Origin of the sequence: Azospirillum griseum (assembly GCF_003966125.1) — a bacterium.
In the GTDB taxonomy this organism is placed as follows: domain Bacteria; phylum Pseudomonadota; class Alphaproteobacteria; order Azospirillales; family Azospirillaceae; genus Azospirillum; species Azospirillum griseum.
Genome location: NZ_RXMA01000034.1, coordinates 1 through 26,517 on the forward strand (window position 1 = coordinate 1; position 26,517 = coordinate 26,517).

A 26,517-nucleotide genomic window follows, 5' to 3' on the forward strand; every position below is an offset into this window, starting at 1 on the left:
CGGGTCTGCTTCACGTACTGCTCCTGTGGTCGCGCTACTTATAGGAGCAGGACCCTCGCTTCGCCACCTGTCTCAAATTCCGGGGCCACCTCACCCCCGCTCTGAACAGAGTGGGGGTGTTTGGGTTGGCTTCAGCGGCAGACGGTGTTGAGAACCTGATGCAGGCGGGTGATCTGTTCGTCGAGCGGGAACGGGTGATTGCCGACGAAGAAACCCTGGTCATGGGCGAGGTTGGCGTTTTCAACCCCACCGACCACCTCATAGTCGTAATGCCTGATCACATCGTGCCGCAGGAAGCAGCCGCCGGTGATGATGCGGAAGCCGATGTCGGCCTCGGTCAGGGCGGCGAACACCGCCTTGCGGTCCTGCGGTCGCTTCGGATTCAGGATGATGGTGAAGCTGAAGCAGGAGCTTTTGCCGTTTTCGCGCTGGATGATGAAACGCTCGTCCCCCGCGAACAGCGACTGGAACAGGGCCAGGTTCTTGCGGCGCGCTTCGGTGAAGCCGGGCAGCTTTTTCAACTGCTCCAGGCCGACGGCACCCTCCATCTCCAGCGGACGGACGTTGTAGCCGGGCAGGATGAAGCGATAGGCCTCGAAATGGTCGTTGGTGCCGCGTTCGTACAACGGGGTGTCGTGCGGCAGATCGCGCGTCCAGCCATGGGCGCGCATCGCCTTGACCAGATGATACAGCTCCAGATCGTCGGTCAGCACCATCCCGCCTTCCATGGTCGAGATGTGATGCGAGAAGAAGAAGCTGAAGGTGTTCAGATCACCGAAGGTGCCGGTCTTCTTGCCAGCCAGCTCGGCATCCATCGATTCGCAGTTGTCTTCAATGAAATACAGGCCATGGGCGTCGGCAAAGCGGCGCATCACGTCGAGCGCTGCCGGGTTGCCCAGGATCGACACCGCCATGATCGCGCGGGTGCGCGGGGTCAGCGCCTGTTCCAGCTTCGACACGTCCATGTTCAGCGTGTCGAGTTCGACATCGATGAACTTCAGCTTCAGGCCGTATTGTTGCAGGGGGTGGTAGGTGGTGGCCCAGGAGATGGCCGGAACGATCACCTCGTCACCGCGCTGGAGGGGACGTTCCTTTTTGTAGAACAGGGCGGCGACAGCGACCAGATTGGCCGATGAGCCGGAATTGACCATCACGGCGTGCTTGGCACCGAAGTAGCTGGCAAAGGCCGCTTCAAAAGCGGCCACATTTTCGCCCATGGTGAAGCGCCCGCTTTGCACCACGCGCTGGATCGCCTCGATTTCCTCCTCACCCCAGGTCGGCGCGGCAAGTTCATAAAACATGGATCATCCCCGGATGGTTTGGACGGCAGGGCACCCATCCCCGCGCGCCGCAGACGTGATTGGAAGGGGGGAGGACGCGAAGGTCGACGCGACCATCCCCCGGAAAAGGCTGTTCAGAACGGTCCCTTGAACTGCGCCTGGTAGGCCAGCTTGGCGTGTTCGGGATCGGGACGCCAGGACGCGCCGTTCGGGCGTGCCATGGCATAGGCCGCTTCGGCGATGGTCGAGGGGTTGGGGTAGAAAAGCTGTTCCAGCGCCGGGGTGGTCGGGCAGGTGGTGGGCGCGAATCCCATGCGGCGGACCTGAAGCGGCCCGGAGCCGCCCAAACGCTCCGTCACCTGCGAGGCGATCTCGGCACTGGCTCCGCATGAGGTCCAACTGTTGTCGACCACCAGAAGCTTGCGGGTGCGGGCCACCGATTGGGCGATGGTGTCGATGTCCAACGGGACCAGGGAGATCGGGTCGATCAGATCGACGCTGACATCCACCTCGCGCAGCAGCTCGGCGGCGCGCAGGCATTCGACCGCCATGTTCGACACACCGACGACGGTGATGTTGTCCCCCTCCAGCATGCGCCGTGCCCGACCGAATTCGACGGTGTAGGGGTCTTCCGGGACCGGTGCCTCGGTCGAATAGAGCAGGCGGTGTTCCATGAAGATGACCGGGTTGTCATCGCGGATCGCCGCCATCATGCATCCCTTGGCGTCATAGGCGTTGGACGGGGCCACCACCTTCAGACCGGGCACATGCATGAACATCGAGTGCAGGCCCTGCGAATGCTGCGCGCCCTGACCCCAGGATTTGCCGATCATCGACCGCACGACCATCGGCACCTTCACCGCACCGCCATACATGTAATGGGCCTTCGCCGCCATGTTGACGATCTGGTTCATGCACAGCAGCAGGAAGTCCATGCGGATGTGGACATGGATCGGGCGCATTCCCGCCATGGCGGCCCCGATCGCAACGCCGGTCATCGCGTCTTCGGACAGGGGGGTGGTGAAGATGCGCTCCGGTCCGAAGCGGTCGAGGAGACCACGGGTCGAACCTTGGATCGATTTGTGATCGTCCACATCGAGGCCGAAGACAAAGACGCTGTCGTCCCGCGCCATTTCCTGGGACACGGCTTCGGCCAGGGCGTCGACGTAGCGGAGTTGGCGCGTCGCGGCGTTAGGCGAAGACATGGCGGTACAGCTCCTCGGGGGCGGGGAAGGGGCTTTGTTCGGCGAAGACGACGGCGGCTTCGATGGCGACCTCGGCCTCGGCCTCGATGGCGGCGCGTTCGGCCTCGGGCAACAGGGCGGCGATGCGCGGCACTTCGTCGCGGGCCTCCCACGGCTCCATTTCCGAACGCGGGCGATAGCCCTGGTCGTAATCCTCGTTCGGGCCGACATGTTCGCGCCAGCGGTAGGCGTGGCATTCGATCAGCGCCGGTCCTTCGCCCCGACGCAGCTTGTCCACCAGTTCTGCGGTCGTGTCGCGCACCTCGAACAGATCGCCGGAGGTGATCTTGCGGGTTTCGATGCCGAAGGTCGCCACCCGTTCACAGAAACGATCCGTGGCCCAGCGCTTCGATTGCGGTTCGTGAATGGCGTAGAAATTGTTCTCGCACACGAACAGGATCGGCAACTTGTGCAGCGCCGCGAAGTTCAGCGTCTCGTAAAAGCACCCTTCTTCCGATGCGCCATCGCCAAAGAAGGCGGCCACGACCCGGTCGGTCTTTTGCCGCTTGAGCGCAAGCGCATAACCGGCGGCGATCGGGATGGTCGTGCCGACGACGGCGGACGCACCCAGCACATTCGCCTTGGTGTCGATCAGATGCATCGACCCGCCGCGCCCGGCGGCGGAACCGGTCACTTTGCCATACATTTCGGCCATCATCGCGGCCGGGTCGCCACCCTTGGCCAGATAGGCCGCATGGCCGCGATAGGTGCCCGACACCGCGTCGTCCGACCGCAAGGCGTCACAGACACCGACCGATATGAATTCCTGGCCGATGGAAAGATGAACCGGGCTTTTGATCTTGTCGGAAGGGTAGATCGCCGCCACCCGTTCTTCAAAACGACGGATGAAGTACAGGGAGCGATACAGCCGAGCGACGATCTCCGGGGTATACTGGGATGTCATTTGCGCGGATCTCGCGAAGAGATGAAGAGAAGGCCCGATCTAGTCGCGACTATGGAATCTCGTGCAAATATCTTTGAGACATCGAAAGCACGACACCGCATCTCACGCCACATCGAACAGCATACGCCAAAGGCCCCACGCTTTTAGCCTGTTATTCGGCAATAAAGCAAGATCTGCCATGTGGGCGGGATTTGTCCACCCAGGTCCCCATTCTGAGGTCGGAGACGTTCGGTTTTGGCAACATCTGAATTGTTACGATATCGTAATGAAAAAAGCATCGAAACGATCAACCGGTCTCTGTGGACTCGGGTGTTCTGCATTTCATACCGGAACCAAAACGGTGCGCTGTATGGCGTTCAAACCCCACACCGATTCCGCGCGATCATGTGGCCGCATCACCGCCACCGCCACCGCCACCGCCATCACCGGCGAGCGCTTGCAACGGTCTGTTCAAGCGCTCGCCGGGATCAAACGGCTGGATCAGACCACGTTGCCGTAAACGGCGTTGCGGACCATGCGGTAGCCCTTGATCAGCTCACGGATGCCGTCATCCAACGAGAAGGCGGGCTTGTAGCCGGTCGCTTCGATCCGTTCGTTCGACACGATGTAGTCGCGCTTGTCCGGATCCTCGCCGATCGGAGCCTCCAGGAAGACGAACTTCGGCAGATGGCTGTGAATGCGTTGGCACAGCTCCCACTTCGACAGGTTCGCGTCGGAAAGGCCGACGTTGTAGGGGCGGCCCTGCATCGTCTCGAAATGCTCCAGCCCATGCAGGAAAGCGCGGGCGACGTCGCGGACATGGATGTAATTGCGCTTGAAGTGTGGTTCGAACAGAACCACCGCGCGGTCGTTGACGGCGCGATAGACGAAGTCATTCACCAGCAGGTCGATGCGCATGCGCGGGGCCATGCCAAACACGGTGGCCAACCGGAAGCTGATCGAATTGCCGCGATCCAGCACCGCCTTTTCCGCATCGACCTTGGTGCGGCCATAGAGCGAAATCGGGTTCAGCGGGCTGTCCTCGGTGCAGAACTTGCCCTGTTCCCCCACGCCGTAGCCCGAGTTGGTGACGGGCATCACCAGCCGCTGCGACGGCGACAGGATCTTGGTCAGGGTGATGACCGCCTCGCGGTTGATCGTTTCGGCTCCGATCTTATCCGCGTCGCACAACGGCGCACCGACCAGAGCCGCCAACGGGATGACCACGTCGGCGTTCTTCACCAGGGGGCGGAGCGTTGCCTCGTCGCGCGCATCGCCACGGGCCAGATCAAATTTCGGGTGGGCGCAGACATGGCTCAGAGACGCCTGACGGAACATGAAATTGTCGAGCACCGTGACCGAATGGCCGGCGTCGAGCAGCGCCGGCACCATGACCGACCCGAGATAACCGGCGCCGCCGGTGACGAGGATGTTCAGGGACTGTGACATTGAGAAAACCTCTACCGACAAGACAGAACGATCACCATCGGCGCAGCGCGGCAGAGCCTGTGCGGCGGGGCGGGGTTTGGCCGGTCGAACATCGGTCAAACCGCTGTGGACGCGGAGGACATAGGTAGTCCGGCAATCATCCAAGGCGCAAGAACTGTGTGGGATTCTGCGGCCCGAACCATTGCGTGTGTTTGATCCGATCCGGTCTGCGTGACGGTGTGGGGCCTGGACGGATGGAAAGACGTCATGATAGGTCCATCGTCCTCATCGCCTTCGGCACAGGACCCGAACCGTCCCATGAACACGCTTCCCTCCAGCACCGTTTCCGCCCCGGCCATGCCCGCCCGTCAATGCGTGATCCTGGTTGGAGGTCTTGGCACCCGGCTGGGGGAGCGCACCCGCCTGACGCCCAAGCCGTTGCTGGAGGTGGCGGGCAAGCCGTTCCTGGATCATCTGATCGGCAATCTGGCCCGGTTCGGCTTTGAGCAGGTGTTGCTGTTGGGCGGCTACCGGGGCGAGGTGCTGCGTGACTATTGCGCGGCGGCCAGCAGCGACGATGGCCGGTCCAGCCGTTTCGGGGTTGCGTTGTCCTGTGTGATCGAGGCGGAACCGGCTGGCACCGGAGGAGCGCTGATCCAGGCGCGCGCGGCGCTGGATCCGCAGTTTCTGCTGCTCAATGGAGATTCTTTTTTTGATATCAATGTGTTGGATTTGACGGCTCCGCTCGGTGATGGTGTGTTGGCGCGTGTGGCGCTGCGCCGGGTTGAGGATGCAACGCGTTACGGTGCCGTGCGGGTGGAGGGCGATCGGATCCAGGCTTTTGCCGAACGTCCGGATCAGGCGGGCGCGGGGCTGATCAATGGTGGTCTTTATTGGATGGATCGCCGCATCCTTGACCATATTCCCGCCGGTCCCTGCTCGTTGGAGCGCGATGTCCTGCCGGGTTTGGCCGCGCAAGGGGCATTGGCCGGGCGCTGTTACGATGGGGCCTTCATTGACATTGGCGTTCCCGAGGATCTGGCCCGTGCGGATGGTTTGTTGAGCGATTGGCTGCGCCGACCCGCCGCCTTTCTGGACCGCGACGGGGTGCTCAACCTTGATCATGGCTACGTTCACCGGCCCGATCAGTTCGTGTGGGTCGAGGGGGCCATCGCGGCGATCCGGTTGTTGAACGAACGGGGGTACTACGTCTTCCTCATCACCAACCAGGCGGGCGTTGCCCATGGTTACTATGATGAGGCGGCCATCCACGCGCTGCACGGCTGGGTGCAGGAGGAGTTGCGCCGCAACGGTGCCCATCTCGATGACATCCGGTATTGCCCCTATCATCCGACCGGTGCGGTGGAGCGTTACCGCCGCCTGTCCGATTGGCGCAAGCCGGAGCCGGGCATGCTGCGCGACCTGATGGCGCGATGGCCGGTTCGCATGGCCGGAAGCTTCGTCATCGGCGACCGTGACACCGACATGGCGGCGGCGCAGGCGGCTGGTCTGCCCGGCCATCTCTTCACCGGGGGCAATCTGCTCGACCATGTCCGGGCGGTGCTCGATGCGGATGGCGACCGCCGCGCGCCGTGATCGGCGCGGGCGGTCGCAAGCGTCATTCCGATGGCAGAATGAATCCCTGTGGCGGACGTCCTGCCTTGTGCAACGCCCACATCGTCTGATAGGCGCGCTCCAGGTTGCGGGTGAAACGGTGGCTGTCGAACAGCGGCACCGTCATCCGGCCATCCTCCAACCGGCGGCGCAAAACCGCGCGGCGGTCGGCGTCGGTGGCAAGCGCCACGGCCAAGCCCTCATACTCTTCCAGCGACCGGGTGATGGTGTCGGGCATCGCCGCCGCGCTCAGCAGGCTGGCGGCCACCCGTGAGGCGAAGGTGTCGCCCAGGCAGGTGACAACCGGGCAGCCGGCCCACAGCGCGTCGCTGGTGGTGGTGTGGCCGGTGTAAGGCAGGGTGTCGAGCGCCAGGTCGGCAACGCGGTAGCGGGCGATGTGATCGGCCAGCGGGCGCGACGGTGCGAAGACCAACCGGTGCGCGCCCACACCAGTGGCGTCGGCGGCCGCACGCAGATGCGCACCGGCCAACGGGTTGGCTTCGAACAGCCACAGCACCGATCCAGGAACCCGCTTCAGGATGCGCATCCACAGCGCGAACATCGTCGGGCTGATTTTGTAAGCGGTGTTGAAGGCGGCAAAGACCACCCCCTCTTCCGGCAGGCCGCATTCGGTGCGCGACGGGATCCGGTCGGGCAAAGGGCGGTGGCGGTCGTTGATCTGATAGGCGTCGGGCAGGATGGCGAGCCGCTCGGCGTAGAAGGGCTGGTGCTCCGGCGGGGTGACGAAGCGGTCGCCGATCACATAATCCATGTGCGGGCACCCGATGGTCCCGGGATAGCCCAGATAGCTGACCTGGATCGGCGCGAGCCGACGCGAGAGCATGTCAAGGCGGGCCTGCTTCGTGTAGCCCTTCAGATCGACCAGGATGTCGACACCATCGTCGACCATCCGCTGGGCGACGCTGTCCAACGGCACGCTCCGGATGTCGTGGAAGCGGTCGAAGGCCCGGACCAACCGCTGGCGCATCGCGCTGCCATCGTCTGGACCATAGGAATAGGCCAGAATTTCGAACCGGTTGCGGTCATGCAGCTCGAACAGTTCGGCGGCCAGATAGGCGGTGGCGTGTTCGTGCAGGTCGGCCGAGGCGTAGGCCACGCGCAGGCGCGCGCCAGGCGACGCCGGACGGGCGGGCAGGGTGGGGGCGTCGCCACGGCGGACCATCCGGTCGAAGAGCAACCGGGCGGAGCGGTCCTGCTGCGCCGCGCTGGTGTTGATCGACAGGGTGGCCAGCGGAATGACGACACCGGCGTCGCGGTCGATGATGTCCAACACCCGCGCGCACAGACCGTCATAATCGTCCCAGTCGCACAGCGTCTGTTTCAGGAAGAGCTGGTAGCACAGCGCTTCGGTGCGGGCCGGAGCCTGGGCCACCGCGCGGGCGTAGGCGGTCTGCGCGTCCCCCAACTGCCCCAATTCGCGCAGGACGTGGGCAAGCGCAAGCATCGCCTCGGCGTGGCCGGGGTCGACCACCAACGCGCGCCGCAGCGCGCGTTCCGCCTCCACCATCCGCCGCCCCTCGCGCAGGGCCGTTCCCAGGTTGGTGGCGGCCAGGGCGTCGAGGGGACGCAGACGCAGCGCGGTGGCGAAATCCTCCACCGCACCGTTGCGATCGCCGAAGGCCAGACGGGCGGACCCCCGGTTGATCCAGCCTTCCGGCGTGTCGGGGGACAGGCGGACGCAACGGTCATGCGCCCGCAGCGAGTCCGCCATCCGCCCCAGCGACTGCATGAGGGTCCCAAGGTTGCCATGGCAGTCGGCCAGATTGGGCCGCATGGTGATGGCCTTGCGCAGGACCTCCATCGCGTCCTGCGGGCGGTTCTGGCCCATCAGCGCCACGCCCAGAAGCTGGGCGATCTCTCCGGTGTCCGGGAGCGCGTGCAGAATGGCCCGGCACACCCGCTCGACCTCCGTCATGCGTCCGGCGCGGAAATGCGCAAGCGCGAGCTGCGCGGCCTCATTCAGCGTCATCGCCCGATCCTCACCCCTGCCGCCTTTACCGTGTCATCGCGCCGGTCGCGAGCGCAGCGACCTGCGTCGTCACCCGGCCCATCACCTCCGCCCAATCATTCGCGCGGGCCTGACGGAACAGGCGCATGGTCGGGTACCAGGGGCTGTCCAACCGATGCTGCATCCAACGCCAGTCGGCGAACCATTTCAGGACCACCCAGGTCGGTCGACCCATGGCCCCGGCCAGATGGCAAACCGATGTGTCGCAGGTGATGATCAAATCCATGCTGGTGATCACGGCGGCGGTGTCGACGAAGGCATCCGGGCCGCTGTCGAAATCCGCCCCCAGTTCGGTCACGCGGACCCGGTCGCGCAGCTGCTCCAACTGGTTCAGGCCCGAGACCTTCTGCAGGCTGTACAGCCGAACGTCAGGCAGGCGGCCCATGGCTTCGAAGCATTCCAGCGGGATCGATTTGCCGGTTTCGTTGCCGTGCCAATTGATCCCGACGCGCAGGCGCGGGCGTTCCCCACCTTCCAGCCGGTTCAGCCGGTCGGCCCAGTCGGCGACCCGTTCCGGTTCGGCGCGCAGATACGGAACCCCGCCGGGGGCGGTGTCCGGCGTCGTGCCCAGCCGGTGCATCAGGCTCATCAGGGAAACATAATAATCATAGGGCGGCAGCGCTTCGCCAAACGCGAACAGCCCATCCAGATCGGGCGCTGTGGACAGCACCCGCTTCAGGGCGGGTTGGCATTCGTAGATCACGCGCGCGCCCATCCGCCGCAACACGCTGGCGTAGCGGATGTATTGGAAGGAATCTCCCAGGCCCTGTTCGAAATGCACGAGCAGGGTTTTCCCGGCCAACGGCTGGTCCTGCCACAGGACGCCGGGCATGTTGCGCTTGCGCCAGACCCCTTGCTCCAGCCGCCCTTCATAAGCGGCGGTCCCGTTGGGATAGTCCCCGGCCATCATCAGGCAGGTGCCCAGGTTTTTCCGATACTCCGGTCGACCGACATCAATGACCAGAGCGCGGCGGTAGTGATGGGCCGCCTCCGCCGGATCGCCCAGGCTGAGGCAGACGGCCCCCAGATTGTTGTGGTTGGTGGCGATCTCCGGCTCGACCAGGATGGCGCGCCGGTAGGCTTCCCGCGCCCGGTTCGCGTCGCCGGTGAACATGTACAGATTGCCCAAGGCCAGCAGGGCCGACGGGTAATCCGGTTTCATCCGGACCAGTTCCTGATAGGCCAGCAGCGCGTGATCCAGATTGCGCTGATCCAACAGGATGCCCCCCAGCGCGTTCAGCGCGTCGGGGTAATCGTTGCGCAACCGCAACGCTTGGCGCAGCGGCTCCAGCGCCTCGTCCGGTCGTCCGGCGGCGCGCAACGACAAACCGAGATTGCCGTGCAGATTGGGAATCTCAGGACGTTCGTTGGCAAGCCGACGGAACACGTCCGCCGCTTCGGTGAAGCGACCAGCCTGGAAATGGGCCGCACCGCTGTTGAAGGCCTCAATGAAGGCCGGCGAAAACTCGGAAATGGCACTTCCCCCCAACGCGTCGCCGCGTGCATGAACCCATCACGCGGATCCCGGCGCTTCTTACCCCAGGACCCCCGGTGTCAGCAACAAAAGGGCAGGCATCACGCGTCGGCCTTGGTCCCGATGGCGGCCCAGGAAATTTCGTTGACCCAGGCCAACCGCACATCCACCAACCCGGCGTTCGTCATCAGCGCCTCGACCTCGTCACGCCGCCAGTAATGGGCGATCTTGGGCAGCATCTGATCGAAGACGATGGAGCGCAGGTGCGCGAAGTCGAAACGGCGGATCAAGCGGAAATATTCCAGGCGATCCAGCCCCAACCGCAAGGCCAGCCACAGGGCGGCGGTCGGCAGCGCCGACAGCGTGTGCACGAACCCGATCGGCAGGCGGCTGAACAGCGCCTTGCGCAGGGGGTCGGCGAACCGGACGATCCAGCCGTTGTTCTCGCGGCCATAGACCCAAATCATCACCCGTCCGCCTGGCTTCACCGCGCGGACCATGTTGGCGAGCGCCAGTTCGGGATGCGCCAGATGGTGAATGACGCCAATGGAGAAGGCGAGATCGAAACGGGCCGTTTCGTTCAGGTCGTACGCGCTCTGGCGGCGAACCTCCATCGCCGGGTGCGGGGCCAGGGTCGCCCGCGCCGACGTCAGGCTGCGTTCGTCGATGTCGATGGCCAGCCCACCGGCAGCCCCATAGCTCATCGGCCAGTGGCTGTTGCGCCCCATGCCGCAGCCGACATCGACGAAGGTCAGGCCGCGCCAGTCCGCTGGTGTCAGAAACGGGGTCCAGCGGCGGAACTGCTCCTCATAGATGCCCTTCAACTCGGCGTACCGGCCCCATTCATAACCGAACCGATCCGCCGAACCGCTGTGGATGGCCGACTCGGTGTCGGGCGTGGAAAGGCCCGCAGGGGATGCCGGAGGAGCCGCAGAAGAGGGGGGATGCGGCGCTTCGCTCATCGCGGCGGTTCCGTCTGGTGAAAGGGGAGAAGGGATCGAAGCGGTTATCGGTAGAAGCCGAGGGGCGGTCTTGTCAAGAAAACCGCTCCGCTCCCACAGGGCAACTCCAGGGAGTTTATCAGAGGTGTCCACTGATTCGGGGTAGGATCAAGCTCTACTCCCCCTGCTCTGGCTCACATTGAAGTCTGCTCGGCGGCACCCAGTCATCGAGCACGCTGCGGTAGCCCTCGGCCTCTGTGTTTATGGCGGCAGTGCGGCCCTCGGCTTTTCCGGCGAGGCGCACCCCCTCCGTTGCCGCAGCCCCTTTCGTCACCTGCACGATCTTCGCCAGAAACGCGGTCCGTCGCCGCACCCGCTCAAAGACTTCTTCCGCCTTCTCTATCGCCTCGACCTCCCACGCTTTCGCGTCTGGGAACTGCGCTGGGGTGTACCGCCATTTCGCTTTGCGACCGAACTCCTTGAGCCGCACCTGTCGCTTCGTCTGCGGACCGTGAAAGGTCATGATGCCCCATAAGCACCCTATTCCCGCCGCCCTCATCCGGAGGTACGGCATGTAGGTCCCCCATTCCTTCCAATGGAGTTGGCTGCGCGCTCGAAAGTGCGCTTCGCGGAACTCATGTTCTGCTCCCTTTGCGGCGGTCAGAAGCCGCTCTTGTTCGACCCTGACGACCGCGAGCAGATCGCGATAGACTGCACTCTCGATCATGGTTGAGGCCCCTCAGAGCAACGCAGGCATTTACCCCTACTCGCGGCACATATCTAAATGTATGTCGTAAGGGGGTATCCCACCATACAAGAAACATACTTCCTGCCGCCGCTCGAAGCGCACGTCAAGACGTGGTGTCACCGACCCCTCGACCCGATCTAGCGGCAATGCGTCCGACTCACGTCCCACACCGCATCCTTGATGCGTTCCACCTGCCGTTTCAGCTGTAATTCCAGGCGCAATGCCTGCTGCCGCCGCACCGCATTTCCGTCCCACGAGGAGGCGCGGGTTCCGGAGCATTCTGGCGTAAGTCACCTTGAGCGCCCACCGCGATCTGCGACGCCTGCCCACAAGGCCACCGACCATTTTGCAACCCGTCGCTTGTCTGTAACACTGCCGCGCCGCGTTGCGCGTCCCATTGACCGGCGATCAAACGCCACCCGCCGGTGACGGCGGCTTCCCACACCACGAGCGAAATGTTCGCTGTCGGGCCATCTAGCCGGGGGAGACTTACCGTGCGGTGGTGCCCTAGTTTCCGCACCAGGCGATCATTAGCGCGGTACAGAAAACATGCCCGAAGCCGTGAAGATTTCCGTCTTGGAGGAGGCCGCGAAGCGGCTCACCGAGCTTGATCCAAAGGTGCCTGAGGCCATTCCCATCCGTGAGGCCGTGCAGCGTCTCCAGCCACAAATCAAAGCGTCCCTCGACAAGGGCTACAGCTATGACGACATTCTTACGCTGCTCTCCAAGATCGATGCCGCGTTCGGTTCCGTCGCAGCGTCCACGTTGCGGAAGTACCTTGCGCCGCCCCGCGAGAAGTCAGCGTCCGGGAGGGCGCGCACCGCTCAGCGCCGGACTGGTCCCGAGCGGGACCGCTCCGTTTCCGCCTGCAAGCAGCGCCCCTCGCCCCCTCCCCATCCGTCGGGCGTTCCGCCGGAGGCATCGGCCCCACGGCTGCCTGTGGCAACGCCTGCACCGTCGCCTGTGCGGAATGCATCCCAGCCCGCGTCCGACAATGCAGCATTTCGAGAGGATATGTGAATGACAAAGACACTCGTACTTGTCGTCAGCGACAAAGATGAACTGAGGTTCAGTACCAACCGGATCACCATCATGCCGGGATCAGCCTGATGACCCCAGATCAGGTTCATTACGGGCAAGCCGACGCCGTCCATGCCGCCCGCCAGGAAACCCTCGACCGCGCATTTCGCCTCAACCCACAGCGATTCGTCCGAAAAGTGCCCGAACCACCCGCAAAGCCCATCGAAGCCTGGATCAATCCGCCGACAAAACCGGAAAGCATCCAAGCCTAATTCATCGCTCGGGCTGTCTCGGGTCCGGACCCATAAAGAGCCTTTCCGCCAGAGAGCCGTTGTGATTCAACGCCCTTGAAAGGGGCTATGCGATGAACGACGGTCAGTTCTGGTTGACTGTGGAGCAGTTCGGACGGCTTGAGCCGCACCTTCCGCGCGACACCTGCGGCAAGCCGCGTGTGGATGATCGTCGTGTGATCAGCGGAATCGTCCATGTGCTGAAGTCGGGTGGGCGCTGGGCGGATGCTCCGCCGGTCTACGGCCCCCGCAAGACGCTCTACAACCGCTTCGTCCGTTGGGCGGCCAAGGGCGTGTGGGAGGACATCTTCCATGCGTTGGCAGCGGCAGGTGGCCCACCGGCCCAGGTGATGATCGACTCCACGGCGATCCGCGCCCATCGTTCGGCGAGCGGCGGGAAAGGGGGGAGCGCGCTCAGGCCATCGGACGGTCCCGTGGCGGACGAACCACCAAAATCCATGCCCTGAGCGATCCGCGTGGGCGGTCGCTTGCCTTCCTGCTGACAGGCGGTCAGGTTGCCGATTGCACCGCCGCCGACCGTCTGCTCGACCGGATGCCCGCCACCGATCTCCTGCACGGCGACAAGGGGTACGACAGTGCCGCTGTTCGCCGGAAGATCGAAGAGGCGGGAGCCGCGCCTAACATCCCGCCACGCGCCAACAAGCGCTGGAAAAACTGCTTCTCTCCCTACCTCTACCGGAACCGCAACGTCATCGAGCGCATGTTCGGACGTCTCAAGGACTTCCGGCGCATCGCCACCCGTTACGACCGCTCCGCAACCGACTTCATGGCCGCCGTCCACATCGTGGCGACCGTCGCATACTGGTTATGAGTCCGGACCCTCACAATCGTTGGCACGTTCCGTATCCCCGTCCGGTCGCCGATGCGTTGCCGCCCTCCTCATGGCGCGCTGTCCGCTTGTCGCCGCCCGCCGGTTTGTGCCAAACAGGGGGGCGCGTCGGCGGCCTCGGCTGTCCGGCATCGCCGCCACAGGTTCCCACAGTCCATCAGGGTTCGAGCGAGATGATCGCGATATTGGCGCACCGGGGCTTTTGGACGGAACCGGCCGAGAAGAACAGCCCGGCGGCGCTCGAACGGGCGTTCCGCGACGGCTATGGTATCGAAACCGACATCCGTGACCATGACGGCACCCTCGTCGTCAGCCATGACCCGCCGACCGGCGGCGGGCTGATGAGCGTCGATGCGTTGCTGGAGCTGTACGGACGTCACGCCCCGCGCGCGGGTGGCCGGGCAGGCCCCCTGGCGCTGAACATCAAGGCCGACGGCTTGCAGGCTCCCTTGCTCGCCGCCCTGTCCCGCCATGGGGTGGAGGATTGGTTTGTGTTCGACATGGCGGTGCCCGATGGCGTCCTGTATCTGCGGCGAGGAGCCATCGCGTACACCCGGCAGAGCGAGTATGAGCGGGTACCGTCCTTCTACGAGCGGGCGGCGGGGGTCTGGCTGGACGCTTTCGACGGCGAATGGTTCGACAATGATGTGATCCGGGACCATTGGCGGGCCGGAAAGCGGGTTGCGCTCGTGTCACCCGAATTGCACGGTCGCCCGCATGGTCCGGCCTGGGACGCCTGGAAGGCCGTGGCCACCGAGGCCCCGCCCGGTTTCCTGGCGCTCTGCACTGATTTTCCCGACAAGGCGCGCGAGTTTTTCGATGTCCATTGACACGCCCACCCGGATCAAAGCCATCTTTTACGACATGGATGGCGTGTTGATCGACGCCAAGGATTGGCATTACGAGGCGTTGAACGACGCGCTTGCCCTGTTCGGCATGGAAATCGCCCGGGACGAGCATCTGGCCCTTTATGATGGTCTGCCGACCCGCCGCAAGCTGGAGATGCTGAGCGCCAGCCGCCATTTGCCGCCCCGCCTGCACGGTTTCATCAATGAGATGAAGCAACGGCGGACCATTGAGCTGGCCTATTCGCGCTGCCGTCCCTTTTTCCACCATCAATACGCGCTCTCGCGTCTTCAGGCGGAGGGGTACCGGCAGGCGGCCTGTTCCAACTCGATCCGCAACACCGTGTCGGTGATGCTGGGGCAGGCGGCGCTGCTGCCCTATTTCGAGTTCTATCTGTCGAACGAGGACGTCGCCCATCCCAAGCCGCACCCGGAGATTTACCAGGCGGCGATGGAGCGGATGGGGCTGGCCCCAACGGAATGCCTAGTGGTCGAAGACAACGATCACGGCATCCGCGCCGCCAAGGCCAGCGGTGCCCATGTGATGGAGGTGGCCGACATCCATGGTGTGACCTATGACCGCATCCGTCGGCACATCGCCCGCGCGCAGGGAGAGACGCCGTGAACATTCTGATTCCGCTGGCCGCATCCGACCGCTATTTCCCGGTCGAGGAGTTCCATTTTCCCAAGCCCCTGATCGAGATCGACGGGCGTCCGATGATCGAACGGGTGGTGGAGCCGTTCCGCGCCCGTTTCCCCGACGCCCGTTTCATCTTCATCGTGCGGGACGAGGACTGCCGCCGCTTCAATCTGGGGGATGTGCTGCGCCAGATCGCCGGACCCGACGTGATCGTCATCCCGCTGCGGGCGCGCACCAGCGGGGCGGTCTGTTCATGCCTGATGGCCATTGAGCACATCGAAACGGACGAGGAGCTGCTCATCGTCAACGGCGATCAGGTGATTGACGCGGACATGGCCGCCATCGTCGCGCGGTTCCGCCGCCAGCGGCTGGATGCGGCGGTGATTTCCTTTGATTCCGTGCACCCCCGCTATTCCTACATCCGCCCCGGCGACGACGGGCTGGTGGTGGAGGCGGCGGAGAAACGGGTCATCAGCCGGCACGCCATCGCCGGATTCTATTATTTCGCCGCCGGGCGGCTGTTCGTGGAAGCGGCCATGGATTCGATCCGGCACGATGTGCAGATCGACGGGGCCTTCTACATCGCTCCCACGCTGAACGAGCTGGTGCTGACCGGTCGCCGCGTCGGCCATTGCCCGATTGCGGCGGATCGCTATCACAGCTTCTACGCGCCCAAGCTGATTCCGCAATATGAACGGCTGGTGCAGGGCCGTCGGCTTGCCGAGGCCGCCGCCGGGCCGCAGCGGTTGAATGTGCTGATTCCAATGGCCGGGCGTGGCAGCCGCTTTGCCCGCGTCGGGTACACCAAACCCAAGCCCTTCATCGATGTGGCCGGGCGTCCGATGATCGAACGGGTGCTCGACAATCTGGCGATTCCGAACGCGCGCTACATCCTGATGGGCCGGACCGAGCATTTCGAGGCCGAACCGGAGCTGACCGCCCGGTTGGAGGCGCGCGCCGATGTGGTGCTGTGCCCGGTGGAGCGGGAAACGGAGGGAACGGCCTGCACCGTCCTGCTGGCCCGCCGCCTGATCGATGGCGATGATCCGCTGTTGATCGCCAATTGCGATCAACTCGTCGATTTCAGCGCGGGGGCCTACATCGAGGACGTCGTCCGGCGCGGGCTGGATGGGTCGATCCTGGTGTTCCGCGACCGCAACCGGGATCCGAAATGGTCCTTCGCCCGCGTTGGGGACGATGGGCTGGTCCGCGAGGTGCGCGAAAAGGTGGCGATCTCCGATCTGGCGACGGTGGGCATTTATCATTTTGCCCGTGGGCGCCTGTTCATCGACGCGGCGGTCGACATGATCGCGGTGAACGACCGGACCAACAACGAATTCTACACCTGCCCTGTCTACAACTATGCCATTGCCATGGGCGCGCGGATCGGCGTGTTCGAGGTGGCCGCCGACGCCATGCACGGGCTGGGCACGCCGGAGGATCTCGACCGGTATCTGAGCATGGCGGGCAAACCGGCGGAGCATGGGGCGTGAACGCCATCATTCCGCTCGCGGGGCCGGATTTCATCCATCCGCGCTTTGGCGTGCGTCCCCTGGTGTCGGTGGAGGGGGAACCGCTGATCCGCCGGGCGATCACCAGCCGCCCCTGGTGGCGCGACGGCAGTCTCGGCCCGAGCGATCTGGTGTTTGTGTTGCGGGATCTGCCGGAGGCGCACGCGCTGCGCGGCACTTTGCTGGACTGGTTTCCTGGCGCGCGCGTCGTGTTTCTGTCCGACCTCACCGGTGGTGCGTTGCTGTCGGCCTTGGCGGCGGTCGCGTTGCTGCTCCGCCCCCGGGCACCGCTTTGCGTCGATCTGGTGGACATCCTGTATGACAGCGCCGACGCGCCGTCCGCCCTGTTCGCCGATCCGGCGGTGGGGGGCGTACTCCCCTGCTTTCCGTCGGATGAACCGTGTTACAGCTACGCGGAGATCGGGGCCGATGGCGCGGTGATCCGCACCGTGGAAAAGCGGGTGATCTCGTCGCACGCCTCCGCTGGAACCTATGTCTTCCGTGATGCGGCGGTGTTCCTGCACGCGTGCGCGCATTCCCTCGACCATGCCGAAACGCTGGCCCACAAGGGGGCGCTGTTCCTGTGTCCGGCGATGAACGGCGTGATCGCCCAGGGCTTGCGGGTTCTGGCCCCGACCGTCACGGATGTCCGCCCGGTCAGCAAACGCTTTGGCGAGGGGCCGCCCCAAGGCCGACAGGGTGACGCGGGGGGCGACGCGCCATGATCGCCACCCGCGACATCGCGGTCGTCGTTCAGGGGCCATGGCATCCTGAACAGACGCCGGAATGCCTGGCCAGCCTGCGCCGCCTGATGCCCGACGCGCGGATCGTCCTGTCGGTGTGGAAGGACGCGCCTGATTTTCCGGCCCACCGGGTCGAGGCGGACGTCGTGGTGCTGAACCCGGATCCGGGTGGGGTGGATCTGCGCGGCTTGCTGGCTCCGGAGATCGAGCGGGGAACCGCCATCACCGCGTCCAACTTCAACCGCCAGGCCGAGTCCACCCTGGCCGGGTTGCGGTTGGCCGACCGGCCCTATGCGTTGAAGCTGCGCACCGACATGGTGCTGGAGCACACCGGTTTCCTCGATTGCCCGGACCGCTTCCGCAACATCCCCGCTCCGATGGCGGTGTTCAAGGAGCGCATCATCACCACGAACGCGCGCTCCCCGCGTCGGTCCTTCGCCATGTTCGTGCAGGATTTCTGTTCCTTCGGGCGGACGGAGGATATGGAAACCCTGTGGCGGGCTGACCGCCATCCCTCGCGCGAGGCGTTGCTTGCCCTGCCGCGCGCGGCGCGCGAGGCGCGGGTCCTGGTTCCCGAACAGCAGCTTGTGGTGTCGGCGCTGCGCCGGAACGGCCCGCTGCCCATGGACAACGCCCTGTCCAACAGCCTTGAGCTGGCGGAACTGACCGAACGGGCCGTGACCAGCAACTTCGTCTGCCTCGATGTGCGCCGCTTTGGCGTGCGCACGCTCAAACCCTCGCTGGCCTGGGTCAACGAGCCGACGGGCTATCGCCTGTCCTGGCTGTGGGCGTTGAAGGCCGATTACGAGGAGTATCTGTTCTGGGCACGCCGCCATTGCGGGGCGGCGGTCGATGACCTGATCGCGGCCTGTGGCGACTCCTATGGCCGGGCAATCGCCGACATCGCCGTCAAAGACCGTGTGCTATCCGCCCCGAATGTGCTGGCCCCGCAGGCGCTGTTCGAGGAGGCCCTGCGCAGCTTCGTGGAAAACCGGCCTGAGGAGGCGTTGAGCGGCTGCATCACTCTGCACCGCGCCGGTTTGCGGGACGAGGCGTTGGCCATGCTGTTCCAGAAAATGGGCTATCGGATGCCCTGATGGGATCGGGGTGCGGTGGGCCGCCGCGTTTCAGGCGGTCCGGGACGCGCACCAACGCCGCCACATCATCCGATACGCGGTTTCCAGATTGCGCATGAAGCGTGCTTCGTCGCACAGGGCGGAGGCGCGGAGCCGTTCCCGCATGCCCATGCGCAGCGCCATCAACCGCCCCAAATCCCCCGCCAAGGCTGCGGCGATGTCGGCGTAGCGGGCGGGCGTGTCGGCGACCAGTTCGGGCAGGCCGATCGCGGTCATCAGGCTTGCGCCCACGCGGGCGGCATGACGGCTTCCCGCGAGCGTGACCAGCGGGGCACCCATCCACAGGGTGTCACAGGTGGTGATCGTCCCGTTGTAGGGGTGGGGATCCAGCGCAATGTCGATCCGGTTGTAGGCGGCCAGATGCCCCCCCGGATCCTTGATGAACCCGACCAGCTCCAGCCGTTCCGGATCAACCCCCGCCGCCGCGAAACGCTTCCGCATCAGATCGGCGGTGTCGGGATCGGACAACGGGCGGTCCTTCAGCAGCAGCCGGGCGGATGGGACGCGCCGCAGCACCTCGGCCCACAGGGACACGGTCTGATGGGTGATCTTGGCCAGCTTGTTGAAGGAACCGAAGGTGATCCGACCGGTGGATCCGGCGGGCAGCGGGACCACATCCGGTGCGTTCGCCGGGGGGCGGAAGCACAGGAACGGAGCGGGCAGCCGGACCAGCGTCTCCGCCGCATGCCCATCGGTGGCCCCCGCCGGATCGCTGATGGGATCGACGATGCGGTAGTCGACGGCGCGCATGCCGGTGCTGTTGGGATAGCCAAGCCAGGTCACTTGCACCGGTGCCGGGCGGCGCGCCAGCATCGGCAGGCGGTTCAAGCCCGAATGACCGGCCAGATCGACCAGGATGTCGATGCCGTCGGCGCGGATTTGTCTGGCCAGTGCATCGTCGTCCATCTCGCCCACCGTGCGCCAACCGTCGGTCAACGCCTTGAAACGGCCGGTGTGGGAGTCGGCAAGGGCATCGGGCAAAATCGAATAGCAAATGATCTCGAACCGGTCCCGATCCGCGTTCTCAAACAGGGGGGACAGGAAATAAGCCCCCAGATGCTCGCGGAACTCGACCGACAGATAGCCGATGCGCAACCGGCGTTCGGGAGCGGGGTGGTTGCCGTGCGGGGGTGGTGGGGTGGGCGACCGGCCAAAGCGTTCGTCGAAACGGCGGTGTTCCGCCAGAAGCTGTTCCCCCGGCAGCTCCAGGTAATTCAGGCAAAGCAGCCGTTGGCTGGCGACGCTGGCGATGTGGGGCAGCCGTTGTTCGGATCGGCTGAAGCTCAGGGCGGCGGCGGCGGCATCGCCGAGCATCTGCTGGGCGACCCCCAGATTGAACCACAGCGCGGGATCCGGCTGCGGGTCGGTGGCGAGCGACCGGCTCCAGAGCCGGACCGCGTCGCCCAGCCGATTGTCGTTGTAGGCGGTGCTGCCCAGGCTGGCCCAGGGTTTCGCGTAATCCGGCCGAAGAGCCAGGGCGCGGTGCATGGCGGCCAGACTGTCGCTGAACCGCTTCATCCCGGCCAGGGTCTGGCCGAGATTGTTCCACAGTTCAGCGGCTTCGCCGTTGCGCGTCAACAGATCGCGGTACAGGGTCTCGGCGTCTTCCGGTCGTCCGGAGGCCAACGCCTCCAACGCGCGGCGCTTGATGGCGTCGACGTCCGACGAGGGAAGAGCGGGGGGATGCATCAGGCCAGCCGGGCTTCGATCTGTTCGCACAGATAATGATACAGGCAGATGTGAACCTGCTGGATCAGAGGGGTCGAGCGGGACGGCACATCGATCAGGATGTCGCTGACCGCCGCCATCTTGCCGCCGCCTTCGCCCGTCACGCCGATGGTGGTCATGCCCAGGCTCTTGGCGACCTCGAACGCGGCGATGACGTTGCGGGAGTTGCCGCTGGTGGACAGGCCCAGAATGACGCCCCCGGCCTCGCCATAGGCTTCGGTCTGGCGGGAGAAGACCGTGTCGTAGGAGTAGTCGTTGCTCCAGGCGGTCAGGACCGCCGGATTGGAGCTGAGGCAGATGGCCTTCAGGCCGCGCCGTTCCTTCAGGAACCGTCCCACCAATTCGCCGGTGATGTGCATGGCGTCGGACGCCGAACCGCCATTGCCGCAGACCAGCAGGGCCTTGCCAGCCCCCAGGGCCGTGGTGCAGGCGGCAACAGCCGCTTCCATCCGGGCCGGGTCGAGCGTTTCCGTGGTGCGCTTCAGAACCTCTATGGCGCTGTCGAGATAACCCAGAAGAGACGGTGCGGTGGATGCCTGAGCGACCATGGACGATGACCTTGCTGTCAAGCGGGTGGGGCAAGCGGGTGAGGCGGGGCAACGATCGGACGCGCGCTGCGCGCAGTGAATCCTACGGATCGTGTGGGGCTGTCAACTGCGGCCCACACAATGTTTGCTTTGCCGCATCAGGGAAGGCGGACTATTTTCCAAATGCGCCCTTTCGATGGGCGAGGATGGCGGGGTTGACTCATGACGACACCCACGACGACACGCACGGTGCGGCTCGGGCCGCTCAGCGTGAAAATGTACTGTGCGATTGGCATGATCGCGGTGTCCTGGGCGCAGTTGGAGGACATGGTGTCGTTGTGCATCTCCCGTCTGCTGGGAACCGATCACACCACCTTTCTGCCGATCGCCTCGAACATGCAGATCAAGGCCCGTTTTGACGCCTTGAAAACGGTTGCCGGTCTGCGTCTGCCGCCCGATGAGGCCAAGACCATGATCGCGCGCTGCGATGAGGCGCTGGAGTTGGGGCGGGAGCGCAACAAGATCCTGCACGGTTCCTGGCTTCAGGGCGAAAGCGACGATGTCGCCATTCGCTTGAACTACCGCGCCCACGGCCGCGTGTCGGCCGATGCGCCCATGATGTCGGCCCGTGAGATCGCGGAGATCAGCGACCGCATCACCATGTTGACCGAAGGATTCGCCCAAATTCTGCAACGGTTGGGGTTGTTCGATCCGAAGGATCCGATGCGGTCTCCGGGCAAGCCGTCGGATCGACGGGCCACACCCAATTGATGGTGGTGGTTTCTGAACTTCTCATGTCCGGTCTCTGACAACGATGATCAACACGCTCTTGCAGCGCGCCGTCGCCCTGCACAACGCGGGAGACACCGCGCAGGCGATGGCGCTTTACCGCCGCGTCCTTGCGTTTGAACCGGGCAACGCCGACGCCCAACATCTTTTGGGGCTTCTGGTGCGCCGCGAAGGGCGTGTGGAGGACGGGGTGGCGATGCTGGCGCGCGCGTTGCGGCTGGTCCCGCAGCTTGAACCGGCCATCCTCAACCATGGGCTGATGCTTCTGCAACTCGGTCGGCTCGACGCCGCCGCCGAGTCTTTCCGCCGCAAGCTGGCGCTGGAACCGGTCTGCGTCTCCAGCCTGTACCGGTTGGGCACCAACGCCCTCTCCCTTGGCCGCCCCGGAGAGGCCGCGCGTTTGCTGCGCGTGGCTCTGGATCTCGACACCGACCGGGGACCGATGCTTCCGCTGTTGCGGCGCGGTGTGGAGCGCTGCGCCACCATGCGCGAGATTGCCGCCGACTCCCTCGATCCATCGCTGCCGATGGGGTTGGTGCTGCGCGGTGTGTTTCGCGACAGCAGCGGTTACGCCCTGGTGGTGCGCCGTTTCGCGCGTGGCCTGACGGAGGCCGGGATCCCGGTCCGGTTGGTCGATCTGAACTATGAGGACAGCGACAATCTGGCCGATGGGCAGTTCGATCCGCTTTTGGCAACGCTCAACCGACCGGTGCGGGCCAAGGCGGTGCTGACCATCAGCACCCCCCTGGCCGTGGAGCGGGTCCCAGGGTTGAAGAGCATCGTCTACACCATGTTTGAGGCTTGCGGGATTCCCCCCATCTGGGCCGCGCACAGCCGCCGTCACGACCATGTCATCGTCGCCACCGATTCCTCCCGTCAGGCGTGGTTGCGCGCCGGGCACCCGCCCGACCGCATCCACATCACCCCCGCCGGGGTCGAGGCGTTGGAGCCCGACCGCGTGCGGTGCGCCGACATCGTCGACCAGGCGGGCCGCCGTTTCACCGATTTCCGGGTCCGTGTCCTCAACGTGTCGGATCTCAACACCCGGAAAAATCTGGATGGGCTGCTGCGTGTCTGGTTGCGCGCGACCCGGGCGGAGGATTCGGCGGCCTTGCTGCTGAAGCTGGGCAAAGGGAGGGGGGTGTTCGGGGATGTCCGCGACCTGTTGACGCGGGTGCAGAACGAGACCGGGCGCACTTTGACGGAAACCGCCCCCATTTTCCTGGTGGAAGGCAAGCTGTCGGACGCGGAAATGATGACGCTCCACGCCGCGTCCTCCCATTACTGGAGCATGTCGCATGGCGAGGGGTGGGATCTGCCGATGGCCCAGGCCGGGGCGATGGGCCTGACCCTTCTGGCCCCCGACCACAGCGCGTACCGCGCCTATCTCGATGGGGACGTGGCCCACCTGATTCCGTCGTCGGTCGAACCCGCCACCGGGGGGTATGCCGGACAGGACTGGTGGACCCCGGACGAAGCGGCGGCGTGCCGCCTGCTGCGCGGGATCCTGGACGATCCCGATGGCACCCGCCGCTCCGCCCAGGCGCATCTGCGTGAGCGCATGACCTGGGAGGCCGCGACCCGCCGCCTGATCGCGCTGCTGCGGGATCTCGACGCGCTGTAACCGCAGACCTCATGAAAGGCTGGCCTTGAGACGGGTGGCGGTGCAAAGAAAGGCCATCCGTCGCCCGGAGTATCGCCGTCCATGCCGCTGTCCAATCCCATCACCCTGTTCTGCTGTCTGGCTCCGCCCGACTATTACAGGCACCCGCTGTTTTCGGAGCGGGAGGTGTTCTGTGGCCCGGATTGCCCAACGGAGGAGCGGGAGGGCGGTTTTGCCTCGCTCAACACCCCGCCGGGTGAATTCGACCTGCCTGCGGTCGTCGCCCGTCTGCCCGCCCACCAACGGCCGGACCTGATCGTTGTCAAGGCCGACGCCACCCGGCGCAACCTGCCGCGTGGGTTGGACCGGCTGCCGGGAACCAAGGTTCTGCTGGTGGGCGATACCCATCATTTCACCGGGCCGTTGCGCACGCTGCTGGCCTATGGGGCGATGGAAAGCTTTGACGCCGTGGTTCTGGACCACACCCGCCAGCACGGGCACGCCTTCCTCGAAGCCGGGTTCGACCGGGTGTTCTGGATTCCGGCGGTTGATTACGCCCTGCGCCGTCGGGACATTCCGGCAGCCGCGACTCATCCGTTGACCTTTGTCGGGCAGGTGGGGGCCTTCCATCCCTGGCGGCGTCATGTGCTGGGCCGGTTGACCGCCGCCGGTCTGCCGCTGACCGCGCTGCGCGGAACCCCCGAAGAGGCCGCCGACATTTACGCGTCCTCGGCGATCACCCTGAACTGCTCCCTGAACGGCGACCTGAATCTGCGGGTTTTCGAAGCGCTGGGGGCGGGCGGCTTTCTGCTGACCGACGCGCTCAGCCCGGACGCCGGGTTGGACCGCTGTTTCACCTCCGGCCACCATCTGGTCACGTACCGCAACCCGGACGAGTTGGTGGAACTGGCCCGCCATTACCTTGCCCATCCTGCGGAGGCGATGGCCATCCGTCGGGCCGGGCAGGCGCATCTGCTGGACTGCCACAGCCCGGACATCAAGCGCGCCCAGTTCCTGGCCGCCGTGTTCGACGGGCGGGTCGATCCGGCGCTGGATCTGCGTGACGCCCGGCGCGGGTTGACCGCGTTGCCGCCGCGCTCCGTTCCGTTCCGCCGCCGTCTGGAGGTTTATGAGGCGGTGCAGCGCCTGCATCTGGTGGCAGAGCGGGTGATCCTGCGGGGGGCGGATGCCGATCTGCGGGCGATGGTCCGTGATCTGCCGCGTGTGGGGACCGCTGGCCCGGACGGATGCGAGGCTGTTTCGCCGGTGGTGCTCCCCTTGCCGCCGTCTGGCGATGGCGCGGTGCGGGTGGAAACGGTGACGGTCCTGCCCTGGCCTGATCGCGACGCCACCGACCGGGCGATGGCCCGCCTGTCCGGTGCCTTTGCCCTTTGCCCGACGGTGTCGGGTGCGGATCACAGAGCCGCCGCGCTCCACCTGTCCGCCTGGGGTTTCGCAACGGACGAGGTGGGAGGGATTCTGTTCCGGTGCGCCGATCCGATCCGCTACGCCGCCCGCTCCCAGATGGATGGCGCGCTTCCGGCGGACCTGCGGCTTGCCCGCGTCCAGGCGCTGGAGCCTTTGTTGCGAACCGCCCCCCAGGCGATGGACGCCGCCCGTTTGGCCAATGGGCAGGGCAACGCCGCGCTGACCGAGCGCTTTTTGCGGCGGTGTGTGGCGCTCGACCGGCGGCAACCCGATGCGCTGGTTGGGTTGGCGCGTCTCTGCCTGCTGTCCAACCGTGTTGCCGAGGCGGTGATTTACGTGGAGGAGGCCAAGCGGATCGCCGCTTTGGCCGGAGCCTCCGATCCAGCGCCGGATCTCGATTCCAACCGTTTGGGCGATGCCTTGCCGACGGGATCGGGGGATCGGGCGGCGTTGGCCCGTTACCGCTCGCTGTTTGAACCGATCACCGCCCCGTCCAGTGGGCGGCCCCGCCGCATTCTGGTCGTCACCAACCTGTTTCCGCCGCAGGAGTTCGGCGGCTATGGCCGCAAGCTGTGGGAGTTTGCCGCCGGGTTGATCCGGCGTGGGCACGCGGTGAAGGTGTTGACCGCCGATATGCCCGAACTCACCCGTTCCGGTGTGGCGGGGACGGAGGACATCGAAGCGCATGTCGAGCGGAGCCTGTCCCTGTACGGCTGTTGGCGGGATGGGCGCGCCTTCATGCATGAGGACCCGGCCCGCTGCGCCGCTCTGATCCGCGACAACGTCCGCCGCATCCTGGACACCGCGCGGGCGTTTCAGGCGGACGCCTGCCTGGTGGGCAATCTGGACCTGTTGGCGACGGAGTTTCTGGAACCGCTGACCGCCGGGTTGGGGGTGCCGGTGCTGCATTGCCTGGGCAACCAGCATCCAGGCTATGGCAGCGGTGCGGCACCACGGTCCCCGCTCTACCGCGCCGGCCCGGCGAGCGGTTGGGTGGCGGGACGGTTGGTCGACGGCGGTTATGCGTTGGAATCCACCGTCATTTCGCCCGGTGCCCGCGTCGATTACTTCCACCGCGCGGTCATGCCCGCCGCCGATCGGCTGCGCATTGCCTTTGCCAGCCTGTTCGTGCCCTACAAGGGTCCCCAGACCCTGGTCAACGCCATGGGCATTCTGCACCGCGAGGGACTTGATTTCGACTGCACCCTGGCGGGGGAGGAGGCGGACACCGGGTTGTTGGAGCGGTGCCGCGCCTACGCGGTGCAGCAGGGGATGGGCGGCAAGATCCATTTCCCCGGCTTCCTGGATCGGCGTGGTTTGTCCGCGTTGTTTGACCGTTGCAACGTTCTGGTGTTTCCCAGCGTGTTCCAGGAACCGTTCGGCATCACCCAGGTGGAGGCGATGGCGGCTGGCCTGACCGTGATCGGCAGCGGCACGGGCGGAAGCGGCGAGATCGTGCGCGACGGCGTCGATGGTCTGTTGTTTCCGGCGGAGGATCACGCGGCCCTGGCCGACCGCCTGCGCCGCCTGATCGCCGATCCGGCAGGGTGGCTGCGCATGGCGCTGTCGGGTCGCGAACGCGCCCGTGACTTCACCGTCGCCCGCTCCATCGATCGGATCGAGGCGGTGTTCGAGGAGCTGATTGCCCGCAAATCGGGAGATTGAAGGCCTCCACACCCGGCGGTTTCCGCTCTTCCGTTTGCGGATCGAGAGGTTGTAGGGTGCAGATCTCATCGCGACCAGCCCGGCCAAGGCCATGACGATCC

21 protein-coding genes and 2 pseudogenes are annotated in these 26,517 nt (G+C 65.3%); 13 read left to right on the forward strand and 10 right to left on the reverse strand.

All coding sequences use genetic code 11. The features are described from left to right. Window positions 1-131 precede the first annotated feature (131 nt). The 3 genes from EJ903_RS22945 to EJ903_RS22955 all read right to left on the reverse strand — a co-directional run bounded on the left by EJ903_RS22945 (window position 132) and on the right by EJ903_RS22955 (window position 3,428). Window positions 132-1,301, reverse strand: coding sequence for a DegT/DnrJ/EryC1/StrS family aminotransferase (locus EJ903_RS22945; RefSeq protein ID WP_126619848.1), 1,170 nt, complete (start codon window positions 1,299-1,301; stop codon window positions 132-134). Between the two features lie 113 nt (window positions 1,302-1,414). Further along, window positions 1,415-2,485 (reverse strand): alpha-ketoacid dehydrogenase subunit beta, encoded by a 1,071-nt coding sequence (locus EJ903_RS22950; protein ID WP_126619850.1) that lies wholly within the window; start codon window positions 2,483-2,485, stop codon window positions 1,415-1,417. Continuing rightward, a complete protein-coding gene (locus EJ903_RS22955; protein ID WP_126619852.1) occupies window positions 2,472-3,428 on the reverse strand; it encodes a thiamine pyrophosphate-dependent dehydrogenase E1 component subunit alpha in 957 nt (318 codons plus the stop codon). Before EJ903_RS22955 ends, EJ903_RS22950 begins: the two co-directional genes overlap by 14 nt. A gap of 349 nt (window positions 3,429-3,777) precedes the next feature. Here EJ903_RS22955 and EJ903_RS27075 point away from each other — a divergent pair, with 349 nt between their 5' ends. Next, on the forward strand, window positions 3,778-3,927 hold the full coding sequence (locus tag EJ903_RS27075; RefSeq protein WP_158627991.1) for a hypothetical protein: 150 nt from the start codon (window positions 3,778-3,780) through the stop codon (window positions 3,925-3,927). Here EJ903_RS27075 and EJ903_RS22960 read toward each other — a convergent pair. Then, complete coding sequence (locus EJ903_RS22960) at window positions 3,909-4,856, reverse strand: NAD-dependent epimerase/dehydratase family protein (RefSeq protein ID WP_174237352.1); 948 nt, start codon at window positions 4,854-4,856, stop codon at window positions 3,909-3,911. The two genes, EJ903_RS27075 and EJ903_RS22960, sit on opposite strands and share 19 nt — an antisense overlap. Before the next feature lie 297 nt (window positions 4,857-5,153). Here EJ903_RS22960 and EJ903_RS22965 point away from each other — a divergent pair, with 297 nt between their 5' ends. Next, window positions 5,154-6,431: an HAD-IIIA family hydrolase gene (locus EJ903_RS22965; RefSeq protein ID WP_126619854.1), complete on the forward strand. Its 1,278-nt coding sequence runs from the start codon at window positions 5,154-5,156 to the stop codon at window positions 6,429-6,431. A 22-nt stretch (window positions 6,432-6,453) separates the two neighbouring features. Here EJ903_RS22965 and EJ903_RS22970 read toward each other — a convergent pair whose 3' ends face one another. The 4 genes from EJ903_RS22970 to mobI all read right to left on the reverse strand — a co-directional run bounded on the left by EJ903_RS22970 (window position 6,454) and on the right by mobI (window position 11,620). Continuing rightward, window positions 6,454-8,439 carry an O-linked N-acetylglucosamine transferase, SPINDLY family protein gene (locus tag EJ903_RS22970; protein ID WP_126619856.1) on the reverse strand — a complete coding sequence of 662 codons (1,986 nt, stop codon included), beginning with the start codon at window positions 8,437-8,439 and terminating at the stop codon, window positions 6,454-6,456. A 25-nt stretch (window positions 8,440-8,464) separates the two neighbouring features. After that, entirely contained in the window at window positions 8,465-9,967 is a 1,503-nt protein-coding gene (locus EJ903_RS22975) for a tetratricopeptide repeat protein (RefSeq protein ID WP_126619858.1), read from the reverse strand. 86 nt (window positions 9,968-10,053) lie between these two features. Then, a complete protein-coding gene (locus tag EJ903_RS22980) occupies window positions 10,054-10,914 on the reverse strand; it encodes a class I SAM-dependent methyltransferase (RefSeq protein WP_126619860.1) in 861 nt (286 codons plus the stop codon). A 154-nt stretch (window positions 10,915-11,068) separates the two neighbouring features. Next, complete coding sequence (mobI, locus tag EJ903_RS22985) at window positions 11,069-11,620, reverse strand: conjugative transfer protein MobI(A/C) (RefSeq protein WP_126619862.1); 552 nt, start codon at window positions 11,618-11,620, stop codon at window positions 11,069-11,071. Between the two features lie 570 nt (window positions 11,621-12,190). Here mobI and EJ903_RS22990 point away from each other — a divergent pair. The 8 genes and pseudogenes from EJ903_RS22990 to EJ903_RS23025 all read left to right on the forward strand — a co-directional run bounded on the left by EJ903_RS22990 (window position 12,191) and on the right by EJ903_RS23025 (window position 18,637). Beyond that, window positions 12,191-12,661 (forward strand): hypothetical protein, encoded by a 471-nt coding sequence (locus EJ903_RS22990; protein ID WP_126619864.1) that lies wholly within the window; start codon window positions 12,191-12,193, stop codon window positions 12,659-12,661. 53 nt (window positions 12,662-12,714) lie between these two features. Further along, window positions 12,715-12,933, forward strand: a pseudogene (locus tag EJ903_RS22995) (IS3 family transposase); the annotation flags it as partial. A gap of 92 nt (window positions 12,934-13,025) precedes the next feature. Then, window positions 13,026-13,783 (forward strand): annotated as a pseudogene (locus tag EJ903_RS23000) (IS5 family transposase). A gap of 191 nt (window positions 13,784-13,974) precedes the next feature. Further along, window positions 13,975-14,631: a PI-PLC domain-containing protein gene (locus EJ903_RS23005; RefSeq protein ID WP_126619868.1), complete on the forward strand. Its 657-nt coding sequence runs from the start codon at window positions 13,975-13,977 to the stop codon at window positions 14,629-14,631. Next, window positions 14,621-15,271 carry an HAD family hydrolase gene (locus EJ903_RS23010; protein ID WP_126619870.1) on the forward strand — a complete coding sequence of 217 codons (651 nt, stop codon included), beginning with the start codon at window positions 14,621-14,623 and terminating at the stop codon, window positions 15,269-15,271. The genes EJ903_RS23005 and EJ903_RS23010 overlap by 11 nt, the downstream gene beginning before the upstream one ends. Beyond that, window positions 15,268-16,779, forward strand: coding sequence for a glycosyltransferase family 2 protein (locus tag EJ903_RS23015; RefSeq protein ID WP_126619872.1), 1,512 nt, complete (start codon window positions 15,268-15,270; stop codon window positions 16,777-16,779). The genes EJ903_RS23010 and EJ903_RS23015 overlap by 4 nt, the downstream gene beginning before the upstream one ends. Next, window positions 16,776-17,522, forward strand: a complete 747-nt coding sequence (locus tag EJ903_RS23020) for a glycosyltransferase family protein (protein WP_126619874.1) — start codon at window positions 16,776-16,778, stop codon at window positions 17,520-17,522. The genes EJ903_RS23015 and EJ903_RS23020 overlap by 4 nt, the downstream gene beginning before the upstream one ends. Next, window positions 17,519-18,637: a WavE lipopolysaccharide synthesis family protein gene (locus EJ903_RS23025; RefSeq protein ID WP_126619876.1), complete on the forward strand. Its 1,119-nt coding sequence runs from the start codon at window positions 17,519-17,521 to the stop codon at window positions 18,635-18,637. Before EJ903_RS23020 ends, EJ903_RS23025 begins: the two co-directional genes overlap by 4 nt. Before the next feature lie 30 nt (window positions 18,638-18,667). Here the strand turns inward: EJ903_RS23025 and EJ903_RS23030 are convergent, their stop codons facing one another. Both EJ903_RS23030 and EJ903_RS23035 read right to left on the reverse strand, forming a co-directional pair. Beyond that, window positions 18,668-20,365, reverse strand: a complete 1,698-nt coding sequence (locus EJ903_RS23030; RefSeq protein WP_126619878.1) for an O-linked N-acetylglucosamine transferase, SPINDLY family protein — start codon at window positions 20,363-20,365, stop codon at window positions 18,668-18,670. Next, the gene (locus EJ903_RS23035) at window positions 20,365-20,952 is read right to left on the reverse strand and encodes a D-sedoheptulose-7-phosphate isomerase (RefSeq protein WP_126619879.1); all 588 of its coding nucleotides are present in this window, start codon (window positions 20,950-20,952) and stop codon (window positions 20,365-20,367) included. Before EJ903_RS23035 ends, EJ903_RS23030 begins: the two co-directional genes overlap by 1 nt. A gap of 201 nt (window positions 20,953-21,153) precedes the next feature. Between EJ903_RS23035 and EJ903_RS23040 the strand changes: the two genes are divergently transcribed. From EJ903_RS23040 to EJ903_RS23050, 3 genes are all read left to right on the forward strand, one after another. After that, entirely contained in the window at window positions 21,154-21,702 is a 549-nt protein-coding gene (locus tag EJ903_RS23040) for a hypothetical protein (protein WP_246015868.1), read from the forward strand. Between the two features lie 43 nt (window positions 21,703-21,745). Beyond that, window positions 21,746-23,344 carry a tetratricopeptide repeat protein gene (locus EJ903_RS23045; RefSeq protein ID WP_126619881.1) on the forward strand — a complete coding sequence of 533 codons (1,599 nt, stop codon included), beginning with the start codon at window positions 21,746-21,748 and terminating at the stop codon, window positions 23,342-23,344. A gap of 81 nt (window positions 23,345-23,425) precedes the next feature. Continuing rightward, window positions 23,426-26,416, forward strand: a complete 2,991-nt coding sequence (locus EJ903_RS23050; RefSeq protein WP_126619883.1) for a glycosyltransferase family protein — start codon at window positions 23,426-23,428, stop codon at window positions 26,414-26,416. Window positions 26,417-26,517: the final 101 nt, after the last annotated feature.